The organism is Kitasatospora sp. NPDC058218, from assembly GCF_042882445.1.
Taxonomy (GTDB): domain Bacteria; phylum Actinomycetota; class Actinomycetes; order Streptomycetales; family Streptomycetaceae; genus Kitasatospora.
The window spans coordinates 140,307-165,062 of the sequence record NZ_JBHVWC010000006.1; the positions used below are offsets into that span (position 1 = coordinate 140,307).

The 24,756-nt window shown below is 70.7% G+C and carries 8 protein-coding genes; 5 read left to right on the forward strand and 3 right to left on the reverse strand.

Annotated elements, in window-relative coordinates; all coding sequences use genetic code 11:
• Positions 1-109: 109 nt before the first annotated feature.
• A complete protein-coding gene (locus ACFVYI_RS05640; protein ID WP_387881851.1) occupies positions 110-463 on the reverse strand; it encodes a hypothetical protein in 354 nt (117 codons plus the stop codon).
• 2 nt (positions 464-465) lie between these two features.
• Positions 466-7,872 (reverse strand): ricin-type beta-trefoil lectin domain protein, encoded by a 7,407-nt coding sequence (locus tag ACFVYI_RS05645; protein ID WP_387881852.1) that lies wholly within the window; start codon positions 7,870-7,872, stop codon positions 466-468.
• A gap of 813 nt (positions 7,873-8,685) precedes the next feature.
• On the opposite strand from ACFVYI_RS05645, the gene ACFVYI_RS05650 reads away from it, so the two are divergent.
• The 5 genes from ACFVYI_RS05650 to ACFVYI_RS05670 all read left to right on the forward strand — a co-directional run bounded on the left by ACFVYI_RS05650 (position 8,686) and on the right by ACFVYI_RS05670 (position 24,080).
• Positions 8,686-12,630 (forward strand): ricin-type beta-trefoil lectin domain protein, encoded by a 3,945-nt coding sequence (locus ACFVYI_RS05650; protein ID WP_387881853.1) that lies wholly within the window; start codon positions 8,686-8,688, stop codon positions 12,628-12,630.
• A 543-nt stretch (positions 12,631-13,173) separates the two neighbouring features.
• Complete coding sequence (locus ACFVYI_RS05655; RefSeq protein WP_387881854.1) at positions 13,174-14,265, forward strand: hypothetical protein; 1,092 nt, start codon at positions 13,174-13,176, stop codon at positions 14,263-14,265.
• A 371-nt stretch (positions 14,266-14,636) separates the two neighbouring features.
• A complete protein-coding gene (locus ACFVYI_RS05660) occupies positions 14,637-18,626 on the forward strand; it encodes a hypothetical protein (protein WP_387881855.1) in 3,990 nt (1,329 codons plus the stop codon).
• A gap of 439 nt (positions 18,627-19,065) precedes the next feature.
• Entirely contained in the window at positions 19,066-21,495 is a 2,430-nt protein-coding gene (locus ACFVYI_RS05665) for a PKD domain-containing protein (protein WP_387881856.1), read from the forward strand.
• Positions 21,496-21,644: 149 nt separating this feature from the next.
• The gene (locus ACFVYI_RS05670) at positions 21,645-24,080 is read left to right on the forward strand and encodes a right-handed parallel beta-helix repeat-containing protein (protein WP_387881857.1); all 2,436 of its coding nucleotides are present in this window, start codon (positions 21,645-21,647) and stop codon (positions 24,078-24,080) included.
• A 244-nt stretch (positions 24,081-24,324) separates the two neighbouring features.
• Here ACFVYI_RS05670 and ACFVYI_RS05675 read toward each other — a convergent pair whose 3' ends face one another.
• Positions 24,325-24,708, reverse strand: a complete 384-nt coding sequence (locus tag ACFVYI_RS05675) for a VOC family protein (RefSeq protein WP_387881858.1) — start codon at positions 24,706-24,708, stop codon at positions 24,325-24,327.
• Positions 24,709-24,756 lie beyond the last annotated feature (48 nt).

The following is a 24,756-nucleotide window of genomic DNA, read 5'->3' on the forward strand; positions in this document are numbered from 1 at the left end:
TCGGGGGGGTGATTTTACACATAAATTAAAAAAATTAATTGCCCCCCCCGTCCCTTAAACCGGGGGGGGGGGGGGCTTATATACCCCCCCCCGCCCCACCGGCCATCCCCTACTGCTCCTTCAGTTTCTCGGCGAGCAACCGAGCGGCCTCGCTCGGATCGCGCAGGCCGAGCGACTCGGGAACGGTCACCGCTGCGGCCCATTCGGGAACCAGCGATTCTCGGTCGTAATCGAAGGCCCGGCAGCTCTCGCACCACTCCCAACGGCGGCCCCGTCCGGCGATCCGCTCCCCCGGGGCGACGCGCCTGGCGGGGCCGTCGATCGTAAACGCCATGAGGAGAGGACCGCCACCGCACACCGGGCAGCCACCGTCGATGCTGGCTTCCTGTCGTTGCAGCGCCTGGTTGACGATTCCTCGCCACGCGCTGTAGTGGTCCGGGAAAACACTCACCCATTCGGTCATTCTTACAGCCGTCCTTCGATGTGTGCCTGGAGTCGATTTCCTGATGCGTAGGGCGTTCCGTCGCTGAACGAATCCTCCGTACCGTGGAATTCGGGTATATCGTCCCTTACCCACTTGCCATTGGCCAGGAGCTCCCGTGCATGGTTCAGCTCGTGTGCAATGGTGTTGGCGACGGTCGCCTCACCTTCAGCGAACGCCTTGAACCCAACCCTGATGATATATCCGCCATCTCCCTCTCTCGTCGTTCCATACGTGATGCCACTGTTTAGATCGGCGTCATAGATTACCTTGACGGTCTTTCCACTCCCGCGCAGGTTGATGCCATAGTGGTCAGCGACGGCGGCCAGGTACCCGTTGCGGTCCATGGCCGCTTCGTAGGGGTCCCAGCCTGTGGGCTTGAGCGGGGTGCCCTTGCCACCCCGAGACTTGCCACCCGTTCCGCTGCCTCCGGACGAGCCATTCCCTGACTTGTTCCGCGAGTCACCGGCGCCACTGCTCCCCTTGCCACTCCCGCCCTTACCCGAGTCGCTCCCACCCTTGGGGGTGGAGGTGCCCTTGCCCGGCTTGTCGGGGGTGGTGGGCTTGACCGGGTTAGTGGGGGAAGGGTTGGCGGGGGTGTGGGTGGGGAGGTCGTCGGCGGCCTTGGCGACGGAGCGCCATTCCTTGACGAGGCTCCGCACCGCGCGGAAGCCCTTGATCGCACCCTTCACGATGCCGCCGATACCGACGGCTATGCCCACGACGTCCCCGGTGAGGCGGCCCGCGCGGTAGGAGTCGGAGTTGGGGTCGATGTTGAACACGGTCGCGATCGGCGAGTCGTTGGTGTACTTCTCGTGCTGGTACGACGTGCAGCCGAACGGGTTGCCGAGACAGCCAATGTTGCGGGCGCCGTCGTAGAGGTCCATCCCGGTGTTGATCGTCGCGACCCAGGCGTCGCCGACGTAGGTGTCGACGACTCCCCCGACGTAGCTCCCTGCGGCGTTGGCCGCGCCCTTGGGGTCGTCGATGACCTTGTTGATGACGTTCGTGATGGTGCTGATCCAGCTGTACCCCATCGGGTCGCTGCCCGAGGTCGGGTTGTTGGCCCCGTAGGTGTAGCCGCCCATCTGGTTGGGGTCGCCGGCCTGGAAGATCGGGTCGACAGTGAGGAAGCGGCCGATGACGGGGTCGTAGTTGCGGACGCCGAGCAGGTTGAGCCCGCTGGTCGCGTCGACAGGCTTACCGAGATAGCCGTGATTGTCTGCCCAGGTGGTGGGCACGGGTCCACGGGGGTTGCCGTACGGGTCGAAGGCTCGCCTGGTGACGGCCCGCGTGGTTCCGTCGACCTGGAGGCTCGCCGTGCCCTGAGGGTTGGTCGGCTGGAAGGTCAGCCCACCGCCGGTGGCCCGGATGATGACGGTGCCGTCGGGGTTGGAGTAGTAGCGCCGGCCGGAGACGGTGGTACCGGTCTTGTCGAGCGTGAGCTGTTCGGAGCCGCCGAACAGGTAGAGGACGGTGCCGTCGGGCCCGCGCTGGATGAGCAGGTTGCCGCCGGCGTCGTACAGGTAGCTCGATATCCGGGTGACCCCGGCGCTCGGGGTGGTGACGGTGGCCGTGAGGCCTTCGGCGTTGTAGGCGAACGACTGGGTGGCGCCGGTCGACGGCGCGCCGCCGGCCGAGGTCCACTTCTGATTGGAGCCCTGGCTGCAGTCCCACAGTGCGACCCGCGTGCCCGGGGTCGTGCTGGCGTACGGGACATCGACGCAGAGGCCGGAAGCGACGTTGACCAGCGAGTCGTTCGGGCCGGGCCGCCATTCCTGGGCGGCGCTGCCGTCGCAGGTCCACAGCTCCAGCCGCCGGTCGCGTTCGGCGACGCCACCGACCGGGCGGATGCATTTGCCGATGACCTTCAATCTGCCGTCGGTGCCCAGGGTCCACTTCTGGCCGTCGCCCTCGTTGCAGGTGAACGAGAAGATCGCGGTGCCGTCAGCGGTCCAGCCGTGGTCGTCGTCCAGGCACAGCGGGGTGGCCGAGCCGGTGGCGATGCCGGAGGCGATCGAGCCGGTGCTGGTGGCGGAGCGCGAGACGGTGTTGCCGGCGCTGTCGTACTGCGGGGTCAGCGTGGAACTGTAGGACGGTCCGGTGGGCGCGTTCACCGTCGCCGGCCACTGCTGGTTGACGCCCTGGCTGCAGTCCCAGAGGGTCACCCGGGTGCCCGGAGTGCTGTTGGACCAGGGCACATCGATGCACAGGCCGGTGTCAGTGTGGACGAGGGCGCCGTTCGCACCCTGCTGCCACTTCTGGCCGGTGCTGCCGTCACACGTCCAGAGTTCGAGCGCGACGCCGCGGTCGCTGCCACCGTTGGCCGGGCGCAGGCACTTGCCGAGCGAGCGCATGGTGTCGTCGGCGTTCTTGGTCCACTTCTGGCCGCCACCCTCGTTGCAGGTGAACGAGAGGATGGCGGTGCCGTTGGCGGTCCTGTTGCCCTGGACGTCGAGGCACAGCGGGGTGCCGCCGGTCGGGATCGCGGAGACCAGCTTGCTGGTCGACGTCCCGGTGGCGGTGGTGACGGCGGTGACCGCGTTGGCCTTTGCAGCCGGGGTGCCGCCCTCGCCGGGGTAGCTGCTGGTCTGGATGACGTCCCGCGAGGTGTCGCCGGCTACGTCGTGCCGGACGTGCCGGGTGCGGTCGCCGAGGGTGTTGTACTGCCAGCTCTGCCAGTAGGGAGCGGGGCCACCGATGCTGGCCGGGTTGGGGTCGTCGTTGCTGCAGCGGGAGATCTGGCCGGCACCTGCTTTGGTGACGCCCCAGGTGTCCGTCCAGGCTTCGACGAGACGGTTCAGGCCGTCATAGCGGAAGCATTGAGAGTCGTAGGTCTGGTCCGGCCCGCCCGAGGACTGCAGTTCGGATACGGTGGTGAGGTTGCCTGCGTGGTCGTACCCGAAGGTGCTGTCAGAGAGCGGGTTGGCCGAGCTCTCCTGAAGCGCGACCCGGTGGTTGGTCAGCCGCCCGGTGGCGTCGTCGTAGACCTGCGAGGTGCGAAGGAGTTCGCCCCTCTCGCCGTAGGTGGAGCGGAGCAGTTGGCCCCGCGGGTTGTAGTTGGCCAGGGCCAGCAGCGGCGTGACATCGGTGCCGGTCTGGTAGAGCAGGCCCTGGAGGTTGTAGCCGTAGCCGACGGTCTCGTCGGGCAGACCCGCGTCCCCGTTGTACTTCGTGGCCGCGAGCAGGCCGACGTTGTCGGTGTAGGTGGAGGAGATTGTGTAGTCGCCCGCCAGCTTGCCCTCGGAGGCGGGGATCGTGGTGGTCGAACCGGTCGGCTGGTAGGCCGTGTTGTATCCGTTGACCTTCTGGACGTACTTGCTGCCGAACGCTCCGCCGTCGTAGCGGGTGGCGGAGGTGACGTAGCCCCTCTCCAGCGAGTCGTACTCGGTCGAGGTCAGCAGCTTGGAGGGGTCCGTGGTACTGGTGCCGCTGTACTTGGCGGTCTGCCGACCGAGGTCGTCGTAGGTGAAGGACAGGGACTGGCCGCGCCCGTCCGTTACGGTCGCCGGCCGGCCCAGGTCGTCGTAGAGGGTGGTGGCCGTGCCGCTGTCCGGGTCGGTCTTCGAGATCGGCTGGCCGCGGAGGTTGTACTCGTAGGACCAGGTGTTGCCGACGTTGTCCTTGACCGTGGCGACCTGGCCGCCGGGCTCGTAGGTGTACCTGGTGGTGACGTCACCGATCGTGCCCCCGGCATGGATCACCGAGGACGTGGTCTGCCCGATGGCGTCGGTGTAGACGGTACTGGGCGAGGCGCCCTGCGGCGGGGTCCGGTCGGTCCGGTCCGCGCCCGGATACGCCACGGTGGACTGCCACAGCAGGCTCGCCTTGGAGTACTGCTGCTGCGAGATCGGACGGCCGAGGCCGTCGTAGACCGTCACGTACTCGGCGGGAAGGGTGTTCTCGGTCTCCCGGAAGGGTGTGGAGTTCGGTGCGGTGGTCGGGTCGGACCAGGTCGGGATGCTGATGACCGGCCAACCGTGGCTGTCGTACCGGGTGGAGGAGACCAGTCGGCCGCTACTGTCGTCGGCCGGTGTGGTCTGGCTCTGCCGAGGACGCAGGAGTCCGTCGTAGATGGTGACGGCGACGTCGTAGGTCTCGTTCTCCCGCAGCGTCCGGGTCGTGACGCTGGAGGCGTTCGGCTTTGTGCCGGTGCCGTGGATCGCGTACTCGAACTTCCGGTCGGCGCTCTTGCCGTCGGCCTTGCTGCGGCCGGGCAGCCAGACCTGGGTGAGGCGGCCGAGCGCATCGTAAGTGGAGTCGGTGATCCGTCCGTTGACGTCGACGGCCCGGGTGATCAGCCCTCGGGACGGGGAGAGGGTGCTCGTTGCCTTCCAGCCGAGCGGGTTGGTCGTCGACACCTCGGTCGGCAGGGTGCCGCCGGCCGGGGTGTAGCTGGTGGTGGTGAGCTTGCCGGCGGTGTCCAATCGGCTGGTCACCCGGCCGTACCCGTCGACGCTCTCGGCTTCGAGGGTCTGGAAGACCGGCTGCCCGGAGCCGTCGTAGGACTTGACCGACTGGGTGGCGGTGACCAGGCCCAGCGTGACGCCGTTCTGCCCGAGGCGTCCGTGGTCACCGGGGCTGGTGACGCTGCCGTTGCCGTCGTAGACGAACCGCTTGTGGCTGAGAGTATTGGTGCTGGTGGCGGCGGCGCAGGGCCCGGCGATGCTGACGATCTCGCTAGGGGCGAGGATCATCGTCGGGTTGGCCGCCGGCGCCGGTGCGTAGGTGGTGGTGGTGCAGGTCTCCTGGGCGGGGACCGTGACGTCACCCTTGTCGTTGACCTTCCACGGGCGGCCGAGGTCGTCGAACTCGGTGGTGGTCCGGGTGGTCCGCCAGGTCACCCCGTCGGAGAGCAGCGACATGGCGCGGCTGCCGGTGGTCTTCGCCTTGCGGGCGACCAGGTCGGGCAGCGTGGACAGAGTGGGAGGATTCTCCCCGGGCGCGGGCTTCTTGGACGTCCAGGCGGTGCGGGTCCGCTTCACGGTCTCCACCGTGGCGGGGACGTCCGGGAGGGACTTGGCGATCACCGATCCGCCGTCAGCGGTGCTGTAGGTGGAGTTCTCCAGCGGCATTCCGGCGAGCCACGGGCTGTCCGGTATCCGCTCGCCGAGCGAGTTCCTGATGTCGGCAGCGGGCCGGGTGGTGGTGGCGGAGGTGTAGTCGCCGTCCATTCCTTGCAGGTAGGCGGTGACGCTCTTGGTCACCGGGTCCGGCGCCGTACCGGATGTGGTGGTCACGGTGCGGAAGCCGCGGAAGTCGTTCCAGGTGCGGTACTGGTCATCCGTCAGGTCCGAGTCGTCCCGGTGCCAGGCGGCGGGGCCGTAGGCGTACTCGACGACCTGGGCCGGGGAGGCGGCGTTGGTGATGTCGTTGACGGTGACCTTGGAGACCAGGGTCTTGTTGAACCAGTCCGCGATGGGCTTGGCGGCGCCGGGGGTGTTCCAGTAAACGGGGAAGCACGCCTTGGTGTTGTCCGCGGCCGAGGCCGGCATGGTGCCGCTGACCCGGGAGCACTCAGGGTCACGGTAGGTGACGGCGACGTACGTGCCACTCTCGGTCTGGATGCCGGTGATCCGGGGCCGGTACAGCGCCGGCGCCGCCGGGTTGGAGCCATCGACGCGGTTGTCGAACTCCTTGCCGGTGAAGACCACTGGGTCCAGGGGGGCCTCGCCGCTGCCGCCCGCGGTGGTGTCCAGCCCGGTGTGCCTGACCTCGGAGAGCCACATCACGGACTGCACGGCGCCGGCGTTCTTCGGGTCGCCCGAGGCGCCGGTGACCGGATCGATGCTGCCGCCCGCATCCGAGAACAGGTGCTTCAGCGCGTACCGGTCGACGCCGTGCCAGCCCGAAGCGGTGCGGATCTCGGTGGTGATCTTCGAAAGGCGCTTGGTGGACCAGAAGGTCGGTGAGCCGATCTTGCAGACGTTGGAGCCGCTACCGCTGGTGGTCCAGTTCGACTGGCAGGCCAGGTCGTACGGCACATCCGGCCAGTTGGTGGCGGTGGAGGCGTTGAGGTTCTCGGGTCGGCAGGTGGCGTCGGAGACGACGCAGCGCTCGGCCGTGTCGAAGACGGCCCGGGCCGAGGGCTCACGACCTGCCTTGGCGTCGTCGAGCTTGTAGCCGTAGGAGACCTTGGCCAGGGTCCCGCCGCGGGTGTAGGACGCCAGCTGGCCAGTGCCGCCGCTCTGGACGGCCTGGCCGTAGCCCCGGTTGTAGTAGTTGGTCTCGGAGGCCCAGTCGAAGCGCTGCAGGTTGCCGTTCGGGTCGACGACGAAGTCGAGGTTGAACCGGTAGCCGACCTGGTCGGGTTCGCACAGCGAGTTCTTGCCCATGGCAGCGCTGTAGCAGGGGTCGCCGTTGTTGGGGTGGTAGACGGGCGCGCCCCAGGCGCTGTTGGTGGGGCTGTCGGTCGTGGTGCCGGGCGCATGGTTGAGGCCGAAGTAGTAGGCGGTGCCGTCGGCCGTGGTGACCTTGAAGTACTCGCCCTGCCACAGGCCGTTCGAGGCGCCGGTAAGGCGCTCGATCTTGGTGCCGTCGTCGCTCTGCAGGTGGTACACGCCGTTGGCATCGCGCACCAGTTCACCGGTGCGCGAGCCGAGGGCCAAGGTGGCGTTCCAACCCGCCCAGCACTGGTCGGCGGAGTCCTCGACGCCGACGTTCTTGCACGCCTTGTACGAGCGCTCGACGAAGCCCGGGCTGTAGGACCAGCCGTCACCGATCCAGGAGGCTTGGGAGTTGCGTGCTGAGGTCTGTCCGTCGACGGCCTGTGAGTTGTAAGACAGTCCAACCTGGGGAACGGGACCGGCGAGCGACGGGGGCATGGCGACCGGGTAGCCGTAGGTGAACGCCCCGGCTCCGCTCTGGGCCCAGGCACCGGAGGACGACAGCGAGGTCGCGTTGTACGACCCCTGTGAACCCTCCGTGCCGGAGACCGCCGCCAGTACCACTGGGGAGGAGGCCGGGGAGGCCTGTTCCGACGACGGCGCGAACGACGTCGCGCTCCTGGCAGCCTCGGTTCCTGAACCGGTATCCGCGCCAGAGGCCGGCAGGGTCACCGTTCCGGTGATCTTCCCGGCGCCCGGGTCATTGGTGTACTCGACCGGTGTCTGGATTCGGCAGGAGTCGATCTGCGGCGTCGTCAGAGCACAAGCCGGCATGGCCACCAGCCGCAGCCGGGACGACCAGCCGCCGCCGTAGGCCTGAGCGACCGAGCCGTAATCGAGGCTTACCGAGACGTTGCCCGGCTCGGTGCGGCCGTCGCCGCGGGCGAGGCCGACCAGCAGGCCGTCTACGCCGGCAGCCTGGGTTTTCGCCCGATCGGCGACCTTCACGTCGACCGAGGACGGCGTATTGGCGGCGGTGCCCGCGCTGCCGGGGATGGGTCCCAAGAGAACTGGCGTGGCGCCGGCCCGTACCTTGTCCGGGTCACCGGCGGAGCCCGGCGAGGCCGCCCACTTGCGGTCCGGCTCGGCAGCGCCGAGCCGGACCGTGGCCGAGGCCGCTCCGGGCCACTGTGCCGGCGAGGGCTTGTAGGCCGCCAGGTTTCGGGCGCCCGGCTGTGCGGGCTCCGAAGGGCGGCCGGGCCCGTCGGCGTTGCTGCCCGATACCCGGGGCAGCGTGGGCAGCGGCTGCTCCGACCGCCCGGCATCATCGTTCCGGTAACCGCCGACGATTTCAGCGCCCGCCATCGGAGCCATGAGGGACATCGCCACGGTCAGGGCGGCCACCGAGGCGACCTTGTTTCGTCGACGACCCCCACCGGCGGCGTACACAAACCAGCGCAATCGAGTGCGCACTGCCAACCCCCACAGAAGAACAGTTCTTGAACGAGCCGGGTCAATCGACGGCTCCTGCGGCCACAGAGCCAGGGCCGCCGAAACCGTATTGCCAGGCATGCGAACCGCACAATAGCCTGCCCGGTGCCTGGTTGGCCGGATGATTTTCAGGCCGTCTGCGACTGGGCGCTCATCCAGTGGCGTCAAGCCCCTGACCTGCCTGAAAGACCGCCGCGTGAGCTTGCGCACGTGCATTCATGACGGCAGTTCAGATCTTTCTGAAAGGGATGGTCCATGGGGAAACCCATCCGATTCAGTCGAATTCGGACAGGCAGCCTGACGACTCGTCTGGCCGTGATATCCGCGCTCGGTGGACTCGTTCTCGGAAGCGTCGTGCCGGCATTTGCCGATGACCGTCCGTTCGCGGTGAAACCTGGTCAAACCACCCGCCCCGGAGCGCTTCCGACCCCCGACCCCGGAGGTTCGGTCCAGGCCGGCCGACTCAGGGCCAAGATCACCGGAAACCCCGTCACCATTGACGAGCTCACCACCGAGAGTTCGCTGACCGTCGCCGAGCCGGACGGCCGGATTACTGTCACCAGCCACCTGCAGGCCGCCCGGGTCAAGAAGGGCGGCGCCTGGACGCCGGTGGACGCCGCACTGGCCAGGAACCCCGACGGCAGTTGGTCGCCGAAGGCGACCCCGTCCGGCGTGACCCTGTCCGGCGGTGGTAGGAGGCCGCTGACCACGCTCACCGACAAGGACGGCCGTAGCCTCGCGCTCTCTCTGCCGTTCGATCTGCCCGAACCGGTCGTGACCGGGGCCGGCGCGCGGTACGCGGCCGTGCTGCCCGGAGTCGACCTCGACGTGACGGTCAGCGAGCAGGGCGCGGTCCGCGAGGTCCTGATCGTCCGCGACGCCCAGGCCGCGGCCAACCCCGAGCTGAAGGCGCTGCGGTTGGGCACCGCGGCCACGAACCTCACGGTCGAGGTCGACGGCATGGGCAACCTCGCCGCCAAGGCCGGCGACGGCAGGGCGGCTTTCATCGCCCCCACCCCGGTGATGTGGGACTCCGCGACGGCTCCCGTTGCTCCCACCGGCTCCTCCGCTCCAGCAGCGTTCGCTCCGGGGCCCGCCCTCCGGGTGACTCCGACGACCGCTCTGATGTCGGCCCCGGACGACGCCGCCGAGGCCGCGGCCCATTCCACGGCGACCGACGCGCCGACCTCATCGTCGGCGGGGCCGGGCAACGGTGCCACGGTCCGGCCGATCGCTGTCAAGGCTGAGTCGGGCGCGGTCACCCTGACTCCCGACGCCGACCTGCTCGGCGGGGACGGCACCACCTGGCCCCTCTATATCGACCCCTCGTGGACGCCCACCGGGCCGATGGGCACCAACCACTATGCGCAGGTCATGGAAGGCTGCCCGAACGCCCCGCAGTTCGACGTGCCACAGACCAATGGCCAGGGCGTCGGCTACCAGCAGTACGTGTCCAACTGCTTCGGTCTGGAGCGCTCGTACTACGAGTTCAACACCAGCACGATGAACAACCGCATGGTCGTCAACGAGGCCAAGCTCCACCTGACTGAGACATACGCCGCCAACCACGATTGCAACGCGACCGCGACCGTGACGGCGAAGTGGATGCGCGAGGGCATCGACGGCAGCACCGACTGGAACCACCAACCGCAGAACGTCGAACAGGCCTTCAGTACCCAGACGCCCAACAGCGCGTACGGAAACTGTGGCTGGCGCCAGGTCGAGTTCGACGTCGCCGGCGCCCTGCGCACCGTCGCCCAGCAGCAGATCCCGCGCTGGACGATCGGCCTCTTCGGCAACGAGAGCAAGTCCTCGGGCAACCTCGGGTTCATGCGCTTCAACAACAACCCGTACGTTCAGGCGACCTACGACCTCCCGCCGAGCCAGCCCGACGCAAACTACACCGACCCTGACTCACAGAACCCCAACGGGGCGGCGTGCGGCGGCGGGCAGCCCGGCTGGATCGGCATGACGACCCTGGTCGGAGACAAGTCCAACATCACCCTCAACGCCTATGCCTCGACACCGATGCCGAACACCAACCTGGTCGTCGGCTTCCACGTCTGGGACAACATGACCGCCGACGCCAACGGCAACCCGGCGGACACGAGCTGGCCCGCCAGCCAGCCGATCGGACCATCGGCCTGGGGGCGCGCGAACATTGGCAGCCGCGTCTCGGACGGCCACCAGTACGGATGGAACGCCTGGGCGACCGACGGCCTGCTGAACGGGCCGGACTCCGCGTACTGCTACTTCAACGTCGACCAGACCCCGCCGTCGCTCGCCGAGTTCGAGATGTCGACGGCCTTCCCGCCACTGAGTAGCGGGCTCACCCCGACCGCCCACGCCGGCGACCAGCGCATCACGCTCAGGGCCAGCAGCAATGACCCCACACCGGGCGGCTGCACCCGCGGCTCGTGCATCAAGAGCGGTGTCCGCGGCTTCCAGTACGCGCTCGACGACAACATCCCTCCGGTCGGCGCCAAGTTCCTGCAGGCAGAGCCGGACGGCAACGGCACCGCTGTCGCGGACATTCCGGTGAACCTCAACCCGGACGACTGGGGTGTCCACACCCTGTTCGTCCGCGCGATCGACGGTGCGGGAAACACCCAGCAGGAGGCCGCCCGATACGACTTCTATGCACCGTGGAACCCGGCGACCAAGGTGATCCCCGGTGACCTGACCTCCGACGGCACGCCGGACTTCCTGACCCCGGCCTCCGACGGCACCCTGACGCTGGTCCCCGGCAACAGCGACTTCACCGCCAAACCCGGACTGGCCTCCACCATGGATCAGAGTCCGGAACACGACAGCTGGAACAACTACCTGGTGGCACACCGCGGTTCGCTGACCGAGGGCAGCCAGGACGACCTGATCGTCTATAACAAGGGCAGCCATAAACTCTACGGCTACTTCAACGACTCCACCCAAGTGCCGCCCGGTATCGCGGGGCACTTCAGCCGCCTCGCGATCTCCCCGATCGGCACGTCGTCGGCCTGCGCGCAGGGCATCGACGGGACCTGGAACCACCTGACCCAGATGGTCGCCACGGCGCCCAACGGCAACGTGGCGAAGCGCCCCGGCCTGATCACCGTGGAGAACGGCAGGCTGCGGTACTACCCGGGCACCCCGCTCGGCGGCTGCCTGCTCGGCACCGGAACCGACCTGGGCACCGGTGACTGGTCCGGCGTGACGCTGCTCGCCCCCGGCTCCGTGGGCGGCACCCCGGCCATGTGGGCGCGGGACGACCTCACAGGCGCGATCCACACCTATCCGCTGTCGTTCAACGCCCAGGGTGTGCCCACTGCGACAATCGCCGCGCCCGTCCACCGCCAACTCGCCTCTGGCTTGCCCAACCTGTGCGCGGACATCGATCACGCCTCGACCGCCAATGGCACCGCCATCCTCAACTGGACCTGCAACTCCGCGGCGGGCAACCAGACGTTCACACTCGGCACCGACGGTTCGCTGCATGTCCTGGGCAAGTGCGTGGACATCCCGTTCGGTACCCAGGACAACGACACCAAGGTGGAGCTCTGGGACTGCAACAACGGCGTCAATCAGCAGTGGGTGCCCGGGGCAACGGCCGGCTCGCTGCGCAATCCCAGCGCGGACCGCTGCCTGGCAGTGGAGGGCGGTGCGACCGGTGAGGGCGGCTACCTGGCTATCAGGACCTGCGAGGACGTGCTCGGCCAGAAGTGGGACGCCGGGATCGCGGCCGAGCGCACCGCCGCACAGGCGGTTCTCCCGCTGGGCCTGAGCGCCACCGCGTTCCCGAAGATCGACTCGCCCGGCGACGTCAACGGCGACGGCCACCCCGACCTGTTCGTGGTGGCTGCCGACGGCACGCTGACGGCGAACCCCGGCGTAGCCGCGGTGGACGGCCTCCCGCGTTTCGCCGCACCCGTCAGCCTGGGTGTCCCCAACCGGCCCGTCGGCTATCAGATCCGTTCCGCGTACGACGGTGGGAAGTGTGTCGACAGCATGGGCCCGGTCGCCGACGGCCGCCGCCCCGTCGTCTGGGACTGCTGGGCCGGGGTGAGTCAGAAGTTCACCTTCGTTTCGGACGGAACGGTGCGGGCCGGCTCGGCCTGCCTCACCGCTCCCGAGAGCGGCGCCGGGAACGGCTCCCCGGTCGCGATGTCCGAGTGCGTCGGGGCCCGCGGCCAGCAATGGGCGCTTCGCGCCGACGGCACGCTGTACAGCCCGGCCGCAGACCGCTGCCTGGAGATCCCCGGCTGGGCCACTGCCAACGGCACCGGTCTGGGCATCTGGTCCTGCCTCGGCAACTCGAACCGGCACTGGAGCCTCACCGTCAACCCCGCGGCATGAGTCTCACCCGCTCACCGCACCCGTGCCGGGTGGAGGTTCGTCCTCTGCCCGGTACGGGTGTGCCCGGCCTGATTTCACGTGGTGGACCGACCCTTCGACTGCCGTGCGTCTGGGAGGGGCCTGGTGTGGATCGCCATCTTCGAGCGGATGGCATTTCCGGCTTGAAACGCTCGCGGGCTGGTCGTCACCGCGATGGTCCGCGGTGACCTGTCCGGCCTGACCGGCTGGCTCGACCTGCGGCACGGGCCCGGAGCGTTCCGCCGCACCTTCCGCTCACCGGCCTACACGGGGGCCGACCCCGGCGAGTAGGCCGCCCTCGACTCCCCCGGCCGTCCGTCGTTGACCCGCTGACGGGCGGCCGGGCACCCGTTCCGGACGTCCCACCTGCTACCGGGGACGACCGCGCCCGGTTACCCGCACGGCCCACGTCCTGCCGTGCCGACGCCGGGTGACGGATCACCGGCCATCGGCCACAGGTCCGGACGGTGCAACTTCGGGCGCGCCCCCGAACCGGCTGGGGGTTTGCCCTGTTATGCGTGGGTGATGACCGTCAAGAACCGCGCACCCCGGGTGGGTGCCGCAGCCGTCGCCCTCGCCGCCGGGTCCGCCGCGACCGCCCTCCTCCTCGTCCCGATCGGCGGCACCGCCGCCGCCGCGCCCGGGGCGCTCGCCAGCGCCACCCTGGTCCAGCTCACCAATCAGGACGTGCAGGCGATCGGGATGGCGGCCTACAGCGGCGTCTACGGGACGGCCGAGTCCACCACGGTGCCGGACACCGACACGGCGGACTTCAGCAGCGACCCGGACGGCATGCTGTCACGGATCAGCATCGCGACCCAGACCACCCGGACCGCCACCGATCCCGCCAAGTACTACGCGCAGGCCCAACTCACCGACCTCACCGTCTGGTTCAACTCGACCCGGCTGGTGCACTTCGGGCCGGTCGAGGTGGGACAGGTGGCCACGCTCGACTCCTACGCCGAGTGCGTGCCCCCACCGGTCGGCCCCCTCGCCCTCGCCTACAACCGCACGGCCGGCGACCAGATCACCGTGCTCGGCCAGCCGGTCGGCCTGGGCGCGACCCACCTGCAGATCACCGGGACCGACCTGGGTGTGCCGACCGTGGGGGCGAGCACCCTCGACGTCACCGTCACCCGCCACCAGGACCCGGCGCTCCAGAGCGCCCAGTACACCGCCGAGGCGTGGCTCGACATCGAGGTGTCCGGCACGCTCAACAACCTCGCCGGGCAACAGGTCTACCAGGGCAAGATGACCTTCCTCCGGCTCGGCGAGGTCTCGGTGACCTGCACGGGCGCCAGCCCGACCCCGTCCCCCAGTCCAACCCCCAGTCCGACCCCGTCCCCCACTCCCACGCCGACCCGGTCGCCGACCCCAACCCCGTCCCCCACCCCGACCGCCTCTCCCACGCCGTCGCCCACCCCCTCCCCCAGCCCGTCGCCGACCCCGTCCCCCACCCCCACCGCCTCGGGTTCGCCCTCGCCCTCGCCGGTCCCGCTGCCCGACACCGGCTCCGGACCGGGCCTGCGCCGCCAAGCGGGCCTCGCCCTGGCCCTGGTCGGCATCGGCGCGGCCGCCGTCCTCATCGCCCGCCGCCGCCACTCGCCCCGCCCCTGAACCAACGCCTGAACCAACGCCTGACCGCTCCCGGGCCGGGCACCGCGCCGTCGCGGTGCCCGGCCCGGGGCGGTTCCGGCGGCTCACGGAGGCGGCCGCGGACGGGGCATCAGACCGTCAGCAGACTCCCGCCTCAAGGGTCCGCCGACGACAGCGACAGCACGGCGCGCCAGGCCGGCCCGGCCGCATTATTCCCGTCGCGCACCCGGGCCTCCCGTGGCACCCTCGTCCCTGCCGGAGCCCATGATCACGATGTCGGTCCGGCTCGCTAGACTCCCGGCTGCGCTGAGCTCCCGCAGCGGTCCATGGAAGTCAGTCAGGTACGTCCTGAGATGGGGGAAGAGATGAGCATGCTGCCGTCAGGCAGACGTGTGCGACTCCGACGGATACGAGCGGTCACCACCACGCCGGCCGTCCTGCTGTTCGCCGTGCTGGCCACGTTGATGGGCCAGATCAACCCGGCCGCCGCCGCGGTGAACCCGCCCGCGGCCACCTCGTCCGCGAGCGGGCCGGCGGCCGCGCCGACGACCACGCCGACCGCCGCACCGGGCGAGCCCGCCGGGCAGAGCCCGAGCACCACCGCGGAGCCGGTGCCCACCGCCGGCCCGACGGCCCCGGCACCGCCCGCGGTGGACCCGAAGGCCGCGCGCGACGCCGCCGTCCAAGCGCTCAAGGCGGCCGACCCGACCGGTCCCTGTCCGGCGTCGCTGACTCCCGGCACGGTCGCCACCTGCGCGATCGACCCGGACAAGACGGCCACCGTCACCTTCACGCTGGCGCAGCCCAAGGACGTGGTCTTCGTCCAGGCCGTCGCGGTCTACTCGCCGGTCTACCCGCAGCTGACCGCGCCGGACGGGACCGCCGTCAGCTGCGCCAACCTCTCCACCGTGCTGCGCTGCGCCACCGGCCAGGCGGGCACGTACACGCTGGCGGTCCGCAACGGCGACTTCCGGTCCAACGGCGTCTCGCTGTCCTACCTCCCGCTGCTCTCCGGCACCGGCTGCACCTCGGTGACCGCCGCCGACCGCAGGCTCGGCGCACGGAACGCCTTCTCCCGCACGCTGCCCCAGGGCTCCGCGGGCGACTGCTACACGCTGGACCTCGCCGCCGGCGACACGCTGCGGACGTACGTCTCCGGTCTGCCCAACGAGCAGCTCTTCGACGCCACCGGCACCGAGCTGTGCGCGCACAGCTTCGGCGACCCGGTCGTCTGCAAGCTCGCCGGCCCGGCACCGTTCCGGGTCCTGGTGCAGCGCACGTGGGGCGATTCGGTGGCCTACAACCTCGCCGTGGAGCGACTCGCCCCGGCCGAGGGCTGCCTGACGGTCGAACCGCAGGCGTTCGGGTCCGCCCCGGACCTCACCTCGACGGTGCGCTGCCGCCTCCTCCACGTCACCACGGCCGGCAAGTACTCCTTCGCGCCGGTCACGGCCGACGGCACCACCCTGTCCGGCGAGCTGTACACGGCCGACGGCGTCCGGCTCACCGGCGACTGCTACCAGGGCGTCGGCTGCGACCTGACACCCGGAACCTACACCTGGGCACTTGAGGCCCGGACGTTCGAGAACCCGGCGTTCGGCATGGTGTTCCGCTCGGACAGCGAGACCCGGGGCTGCACCGCCGGCAAGGACGACGGACTGGTCTCCGGCGCGGCCGCGGGTACCTTCGGCGCGCGCGGCCGGGCGGACTGCCTGACCCTGCCGACGGCCACCGGGACCGGCGTCTACCTGCTCAACCGGCCGCCGACGACGGACGGGTACGCCACCGCCGCCGTCTTCGACGCGGCCGGCGCCAAGCAGTGCGTCAACGAGGGCTACCCGTCGGCGATCTGCCGGCTGACCGGTACCGCGCCGTTCCGCGTGGTGCTGACCGGCGTGCCGGGCCAGGCCTACCAGTTGGTGGTTCACCGGACCGGTGACACGGCCGGCTGCCTGGCCTGGCCGCAGAGCCCCTACGACGGCAGCTGGGGCGCGGAGTTCACGCTCACCGCGACCGTGAAGCAGGCCTGCCTGGGCCTGCCGGCCGACCGGCACTCCACCGCCGAGCAGTTCGACTACACCAACACCGCCAACCGGGTCAACGCCTCGGTGCAGGTGGTGGATCCGCAGGGCACCGTGGTCTGCTCCACCGGCAGCAGCTCGGCCTTCAACTGCCGGTTCACCCCCGGTGTGGCGTACACGGCGCTGCTGACCAACAGCACCTGGGGCGACACCTACAAGGTGGTGCGGCGTGACATCTCGCCCACCGCGAACTGCCTCGGCCCGGCGTCCACCGCCTTCGGCGGACAGTCCCTCCCGATCGAGCTCACCTCGGCGCTGGACGCCCGGTGCGTGCGGGTCACCGCCGCCGCCACGGACAAGCTGTGGCTGTCTGCGCGCTCCTCGGACGGCACGGTCGAGTCGCAGGTCATCGACGCCGACGGCAAGTACGTCTGCACCCAGTGGGCCGGCGCCGTGAACCCCTGCCGGCTCACCGGCTCGACCTCGTACACCATGGTCGTGGTCGCGGCCGGGTACGGCGGCACCGCGATCCACGCCAACGTGGACACCTGGACGGTCGGCACGTCGAGCGGCTGGGCGCCGGAGTGCACCGCGCACCAGGTGTCGATCGCCGGGTTCCCGACCCGCAGCGGGGTGTTCACCGAGTCGTCCACCGCGTACTGCGCGGTGATCGACCTGCAGCCCTCGCAGTCCTTCACGGTGTCCGGCGTCACCAGCGCGACCTCGGGCGTCCAGCCGTTCGTCTGGCTGCTCAGCCCCGGCAAGTGGACCACCGGCGACCTCAGCTACCAGTGCGGCAACAACTCCGGCGTGTTCGGGGCCCGCTGCCAGAGCACCAGCTCCGCCGAGGGCGGCCGGGCGATCCTGGTGATCGGTCCGGGCCGGGCCGCGACGCCGATCGAGTACAGCTTCCAGGGCACCTGCGAGTACCCCAACTGCACCGGTCCGGCGAACCCCCTGACGGTGGGCGCGGTGAGCCCCGCCACCGGCGCCGCCGGGACGCGGGTCCAGGTGGAGATCCGCGGCAGCGGCCTCACCCTGGGCAGCAAGCTGGGTCTGCGCCGCGACGGCGTCCCGACCCCGCCGCTCGTGACCCCGCTCTCGGTCAACGCCGACGGCACCTCGCTGCACGTCCTGGTGGACACCAACGGCCTCGCGCCGGGCAGCTACGACATCCAGGCCGACGGCTACCGCACGGTCCTCGCCAACGCGTTCACCGTCAAGGCCGCCCAGGCCGCGACCAAGGGCCGGTTCGTCCCCGTTCCGCCGTCCCGCATCCTCAACACCGTCTCGGGCGTCGGCGCCCCCGCCGGCCGGGTCCGTCAGGGCGGTGTGGTGACGCTGCAGGTCGCCGGCGTCGGCGGGGTCCCGGCCAGCGGCGTCACCGCGGTCGTGATGAACGTGACGGCCGTCAACCCCACCCGGAACAGCGCCATCTCGGTGTACCCGAGCGGCCGGCCGGTGCCCGACCTGCCGACCGTCAGCTTCGCGGCCGGGCAGAACGTGCCCAACCTGGTGACCGTGCCGCTGTCCAACGGCAAGGTGGACCTGCGCAACGCCTGGGGCGAGGTCGACCTCGGCGTCGACATCGCCGGGTACTACACGGACGGCGGCGCCGGCTCCCTGCTGAGCCCGATCAACCCGACGCGCATCCTCAACACCGTCTCGGGCGTCGGCGCACCCGCCGGTCGGGTCGGCTGGGGCGGCGTGGTGCCGCTCCAGGTGACCGGGGTCGCCGGCGTCCCGGCCACCGGCGTGACGGCGGTCGTCATGAGCGTGACCGCCGTCAACCCCACCCGGACCGGGTACGTCACGGCGTACCCGCACGGCCAGGCGGTGCCCGACGCGTCGAACGTCAACTTCACCACCGGGCAGAACGTCTCCAACCTGGTGACCGTCCCGGTCGGAGCGGACGGCAAGGTCGACCTCTACAACGCCTGGGGCGAGGTCGACCTCGGGGTCGACGTCGTCGGGTACTACTCCGCCAAGGGCGCCACCTACTCGGCGTCCGACCTGGTGCGGCTGATGGACACCCGCACCGGCGAGGGCGCCCGGATCGGCGCGTTGGGCGGGGCGGGCGACGTGGTCAGCCTGAAGGTGGCCGGGGTCGAGGGCGTGCCCTCGACCGGCGTCACCGAGGTGCTGATGAACGTCACCGTGGTGTGGCCGACCGACACCAGCTTCCTGACGGTCTACCCGCACGGGACGGAGCGTCCGGACGCCTCGAACATCAACTACCGGCCGGGTGAAGTCGTGTCCGCGCTGGTGATGGCGCCCGTGGTGGACGGGCGGGTGTCGTTCACCAACCAGTGGGGCGCCACCGACGTGGTCGCCGACCTGATCGGCTACTTCTCGGCCTGAGCCCTCGGCCCCGGCCCGATCCGCGGAGACGGAGAGCCTGCCGCGCCGCCCGGACCACCGGGCGGCGCGGCATCGCCGTTTCCGGGGGCGTCCCCGCTCCGACCGGTACCCGGGGGGCCGCCCTCCTACACCGCCTCGGTCGCGCGGATCGAGTACCGGCCAGGCTCCCGCCGAGGCCCTGAGCCGCACCGTCGCGCCCACTGCTTCGCCCCCGGCAACGCCCAAGCGGCCGCGCCGACTCCACCTGCACCGTCGTCGCTTCCCGGTGTCCCACCGACGTCGTCCGCACCGACGGGATACCCGGTTGAGGCGGCGTGAAGGGCTCGTGGATACTTGTGCCGCCCTTTCCTGCAGTCTGCCTGGGAAGGGCCTTCTGTCGGCGCGCCAGTCGGGACAGCGCCGCACCTCACGCCGTGTCATATCAGGGGGAACTCCGCCCATGGCAATATCCCGTCGCGTCGGCCTGGCCGTCGCGATCGCCGGCTCCGCGGTCGCCGGGACCGTGCTGCCGTTCACCGCCCACGCCGCGAGCGCGGCCGTGCTCCACGTGAACAACGCCTACAACGCGAACTGCTCCGACGGCGGGACCGGCACCCAGGCGCAGCCGTTCTGCACCGTCCAGGCCGCCGCGGACGTGGCCGAACCGGGACAGACCGTCCAGATCGCGCCCAACCTCCGACTCATCGGCCAGGTCACGATCAAGCGCTCCGGTCTGCCGGGCAAGCCGATCGTCCTCAAGGGCGACATCCCCTACGACACGCCGTCCTCGCTCGTGGGAACCGACTCGTGGGGCCAGGGTGAGACCCCCGCGCCGCACGCCTTCGTGTTCGAGGGCGTGCACGACGTCACCGTGACCGGCCTCAGCCTCGCCGCCCCGCAGGAGGCCGTGCTCGTCAAGGACTCCGCGCGGATCGTCCTGGACCGGAACGACGTGTCCGGTGGCAACCCGGTCTTCAACGGCGTCCGGGCCTACCCCGAGGCGACCCCGACCATCCGGGTCACCGGGACCAGCGCGGACGTCACGGTCAGCCGCACCCGGTCCTACGGGGCGCCCGTCGCCGCCGTGGCCGTCGAGGCCGGGGTGAGCGGCACCGTCGTCACCACCAACCAGATCGTGGAGGCCACCGGCCGGGGCGTGATCGCCACCGACGCGCCCGGCACCGTCGTGGTGAGCAACACCTTCGCCCGCAACTGCCAGACCGACCTGGAGCTCGCCGGCACCTCCACCGGGGCCGTGGTCGAGAACAACATCCTCTACAAGTGGCCCGCCTCCCAGTGCACGGGCACCTATCCCACGGCGACCCCGCTGGTGGTGTCGGCCGGCTCCACCCAGGGCACCAAGGTCGACTACAACTCCGTCGTCCGGTCGAGCCCGCTCTCCTACTCCTGGGGCGGCACGTCCTACGCCACCCCCGAGGACTTCCGGGCCACCGGGCAGGGCGCGCACGACAACGACGCGAACCCGCAGTTCAACCAGGCGATGGAGTACGAGCCGGCCGGCACCGTGGGCCTGACGGACGCGGCCGACCCGACCGCCCCCGGCATGCTGGCCACCGACCTCTACGGCCGGGCGCCGGCCGACCACCCGCTCCCCGACACCGCCCCCGCGGGCTTCCGGGACCGGGGCGCCATCGAACTCCAGGACCCACTGCTCGTCGACCTGAACGGCCGCCCGGCGCCCGTACAGGACCACCCGCTCAACGCGTCCTTCTGGGTCGAGTTCTCCCCCGGCTGGTCGGGCACCGGAACGCTGGACTTCGGGGACGGCAGCACGCCCCTCGTCGTCCGGTCCGGGTTCAACTTCCCCGAGCACGACTACCCGGCCGCCGGCACCTACACGGCGACGCTGACCGGCACCAGCCAGTACGGCCTGGTCCGCACGGCCACCGGCAAGGTGACCATCGCTCCGGTCCCGGACCTCAGGGCGCAGTTCGGCTGGGGCAACGGCGACCGGTCCCGCGCCCAGGTCACGGTGCAGGCCCAGACCACCAGCCCCTGGCCGGTCGTCCGGCACGTCTTCGACTTCGGTGACGGCACCGCCCCCGCCGTCGTCGAGGGCCCGAACACGCCCGCGCCCCTCACCCACGAGTACGGCGTCGGCGGCACCTACACGATCACCGAGACCGTCACCGACGACCACGGCCGCTCCGCGAGCAGCTCGCGGGCCGTACGGGTCGCGGGCCCGCAGGCGGGCGTGCCGTTCACCGGCTACTTCGGCGGCCCGACCAGCCACAACGGCCTGTTCGACAACGGCCGCTGGGCGCTCTCGTACAACAAGTCCGACTCGACGCCGTCCAGCAACTGGAGCTTCGGCGACCCGGGCGACCTCCCCGTCGTCGGCAACTGGGACAACACCTGCCAGTGCCAGTCGGGCATCTACCGTCCCAGCACCTCCACCTTCGCCCTGAAGCACGGTGACGGCTCGGTGTCGACGGTCCAGTTCGGCGATCCGGGGGACGTCCCCGTGGTCGGTGCCTGGGACCGCGGCCGGAACGACCAGCTGGCCGTCTACCGGCCCAGCGCCGGCCTCCTCGCCGTGCGCCACGACGACGGCAGCGTCAGCACCCTGCGCTTCGGCGACCCCGGCGACCTCCCCGTCGTCGGCGACTGGGACGGCGTCCACCACGCCCAGTTCGGCGTCCTCCGCCCCGGCCGCAACGCCGGCGACCCCAACCTCTTCATCCTGCGCCACGACGACGGCAGCGTCTCCACCGCCACCTACGGCGAGAAGGGCGACCTCCCCGTCGTCGGCGACTGGCTCGGCACCGGCCGCACCACGTACGGCGTCTTCCGCCCCAGCACCCACGTCTTCGCACTGAGCTACGCCTACGCGGGCCGCGCCGACGTCGCCTACACCCTCTACAACTGACATCCCACCGGCGAACCCGGGGCGGCGCTCGACCGAGCGCCGCCCCGTGCCTCCCCGGCTCCCGGAGGAGGCCGTACGTCCACAGCTGTCGGCGTGCCGGTCGGGCGACACCGACCTCGCGCTGAACCACCACAGGGGAGATCCCGCCCATGCCCGCACTCCGTCGCACCGGCCTGGCCGTCGCGATCGCCGGCTCCGCGGTCGCCGGGACCGTATTGCCGTTCACCGCGCACGCCGAAACCGCCGTGCTCTACGTCGACAACACCCACTACCTGCTCTGCTCGGACACCGGCCCCGGCACCCGAGCCCAGCCGTTCTGCACCATCCAAGCCGCCGCGGACGTGGCCGAACCGGGGCAGACCGTCGACATCGCGGCAGGCCATGACTACATCGGCCAGGTCACCGTCAAGCGCTCCGGCCTGCCGGGCAGGCCGATCGTCTTCAAGAGCGACGTCATCTACCGCACGCCGCACACGTTCGCGGGAACCAGGTCGTGGCGCCAGGGCGACACCCCCGCCCCGCACGCCTTCCTGTTCGACGGTGTCCACGACGTCACCGTGACCGGCCTCAATCTCGCTGCCCCGCAGGAGACCGTGCTCGTCAAGGACTCCGCGCGGATCGTCCTCGACCGCACCGGCGTGAGCGGCGGCGACCCCGTCTCCAACGGCGTCCGGGCCTACCCCGAGGCGACCCCGAGCATCCGGATCACCGGAACGAGCACGGATGTCACGGTCAGCCGCACCGAGATCTTCGGGGCGCCCGTCGCCGGCGTCGCGGTCGACGCCCGGGTGACCGGAACCGTCATCACCACCAATCTGATCACCGAGGGCAAGGGCCGGGGTGTCGTGGCCACCGACGCTCCCGGCACGGTCGTGGTGGGCAACACCTTCGCGCGCAACTGCCGGACCGACCTGGAGCTCACCGGGAACTCCACCGGAGCGGTCGTCGAGAACAACATCCTGACCAGGGTCCCCGCCGCCGCCTGCGACGGCACGACCCCGACGGCGATCCCGCTGGTGGTGTCGGCCGGCTCCGCGCAGGGCGCCAAGGCCGACTACAACACCGTCGTGCCGGCGGGCGCGGACGCCTACTCCTGGGGCGGCACCGCCTTCGCCACCCCCGAGGCCTTCCGGACCACCGGACAGGGCGTGCACGACAACAGCGTCGACCCGCAGTTCACCGAAGTCCCGGCGGACTACACCCCGCCCGCCACAGCGGCCCTGACGGACGCGGCCGACACCACCGCCCCCGGCATGCCGACCACCGACCTCTACGGCGCCGAGCCGGCCGACCACCCGGACATCCCCAACACCGGCACCGCCGGCTATCGGGACCGCGGCGCCGTCGAGCTCCAGGACCCGATGAGCGTCCGCGTGAGCGCCGTCCCGTACTACCGGGAGGGCCGCCCGCTCAACGCCCGATTGACGGTCGACTTCTCCGCCGGCTGGTCGGGCACCGGCACGCTGGACTTCGGGGACGGCAGCGCGCCCCTCGCGGTCGGCCCCGGGAGCAGCGTCGTCGACCACGACTACCCCGCCGCCGGCACCTTCACCGCGGCGCTGACCGGCACCAGCCGTAGCGGCCTGGTCCGCACGACAACGCATTCGTTCACCCTGCGACAGGTGCCCTCCCTCACGGCGGAGTTCTCGTGGGGCACCTACGACCGGTCCCGCGCTCGGATCTGGGTGAGGACCGAGGACCACAGCCCCTGGCCGATCACCCGGCGCGTGCTCGACTTCGGCGACGGCACCGCTCCGACGGTCGTCGAGGGCCCGAACCCGGCCACCGACCTCACCCACGAGTACGGCGTCGGCGGCCGGCACACCATCACCGAGACGGTGACCGACGACCACGGCCGCTCCGCGAGCACCTCGGTGGAGGCCAAGGTCTCCGGCCCGGTGCCGGGCGTGCCGTACACCGGCAACTTCGGCGGCCCCGACGACCACAACGGCCTGTTCGACAACGGCCGCTGGACATACTCGTACGACAAGACCGACACGCAGTACTCCAGCAGCTGGAGCTTCGGGGACCGCGGCGACATCCCGGCCATCGGCAACTGGGACGGCAGCTGCCGGTGCCAGACCGGAATCTACCGGCCGAGCACCGCCACCTTCGCCCTGCAGCACGGTGACGGCTCCGTCTCGACGGTCCAGTTCGGCGACCCGGGTGACATCCCGGCAGTCGGCAAGTGGGACGGCAGCAACCGGAACGACCAGTTGGCCGTCTACCGGCCCAGCGCCGGCCTCCTCGCCGTGCGCCACGACGACGGCAGCGTCAGCACCCTGCGCTTCGGCGACCCCGGCGACCTCCCCGTCGTCGGCGACTGGGACGGCGTCCACCACGCCCAGTTCGGCGTCCTCCGCCCCGGCCGCAACGCCGGCGACCCCAACCTCTTCATCCTGCGCCACGACGACGGCAGCGTCTCCACCGCCACCTACGGCGAGAAGGGCGACCTCCCCGTCGTCGGCGACTGGCTCGGCACCGGCCGCACCACGTACGGCGTCTTCCGCCCCAGCACCCACGTCTTCGCACTGAGCAACGCCTACGCGGGCCGCGCCGACGTCGCCTACACCCTCTACAACTGACATCCCACCGGCGAACCCGGGGCGGCGCTCGACCGAGCGCCGCCCCGGCGCCTTTCCCCCAGATTCCGTCCCGGCTCACACACCGGTCGGGGCGGCCCTGGAAGGCCCCGGCGGACGGCGCCACGCTCCATGGGGCTTGAGCGCGGCTCAGCTCTGTCAGGGGGCTTCGGAGGACTGGAGTCCTGGCCACCGAGACGGCCCTGCCCGCCGCGAGCAAGGCCCACGGCGGCTGCCGGCTCCAGCCTCAGGAGTCCATCGCCGCCCGGTCGGCCGCACTGCGGAGAACGCAGAACTCATTGCCCTCGGGATCCGCGAGGACGGCCCAGCCGGGACCTTCGGGCTCCCGGCGGTCATCGACGAGGGTGGCCCCGAGGTTCAGCAGGCGCTCGACCTCCTCCTCGCGCGTGGTCTCCGGACGCAGGCACAGGTGGAGCCGGTTCTTGACCGTCTTCGGTTCCGGCACCTGGTTGAAGTGCAGCAACGGGCCCTCCGGCAGCATCACTTCGGTTTCCGGATCACCCGGCCTGTCATCCGGATGCAGCGGACAGCCGAGCACCTCACTCCAGAACCGAGCCAGCGCATAGGCATCCGCACAGTCGATCGCCACGTTCTGCAACACCGAGACCATGCCCCGAGCCTGCCCGAAGGACCGCTCGGTTCGCCACCCGGTCGCAGC

What these genes read in the sequence shown, in the direction of transcription:
- ACFVYI_RS05675 (WP_387881858.1), bottom strand. Translation starts at nt 24,708, where the DNA reads ATGGTCTCGGTGTTGCAGAACGTGGCGATCGACTGTGCGGATGCCTAT.
- ACFVYI_RS05665 (WP_387881856.1), top strand. Translation starts at nt 19,066, where the DNA reads ATGGCAATATCCCGTCGCGTCGGCCTGGCCGTCGCGATCGCCGGCTCC.
- ACFVYI_RS05655 (WP_387881854.1), top strand. Translation starts at nt 13,174, where the DNA reads ATGACCGTCAAGAACCGCGCACCCCGGGTGGGTGCCGCAGCCGTCGCC.
- ACFVYI_RS05670 (WP_387881857.1), top strand. Translation starts at nt 21,645, where the DNA reads ATGCCCGCACTCCGTCGCACCGGCCTGGCCGTCGCGATCGCCGGCTCC.
- ACFVYI_RS05640 (WP_387881851.1), bottom strand. Translation starts at nt 463, where the DNA reads ATGACCGAATGGGTGAGTGTTTTCCCGGACCACTACAGCGCGTGGCGA.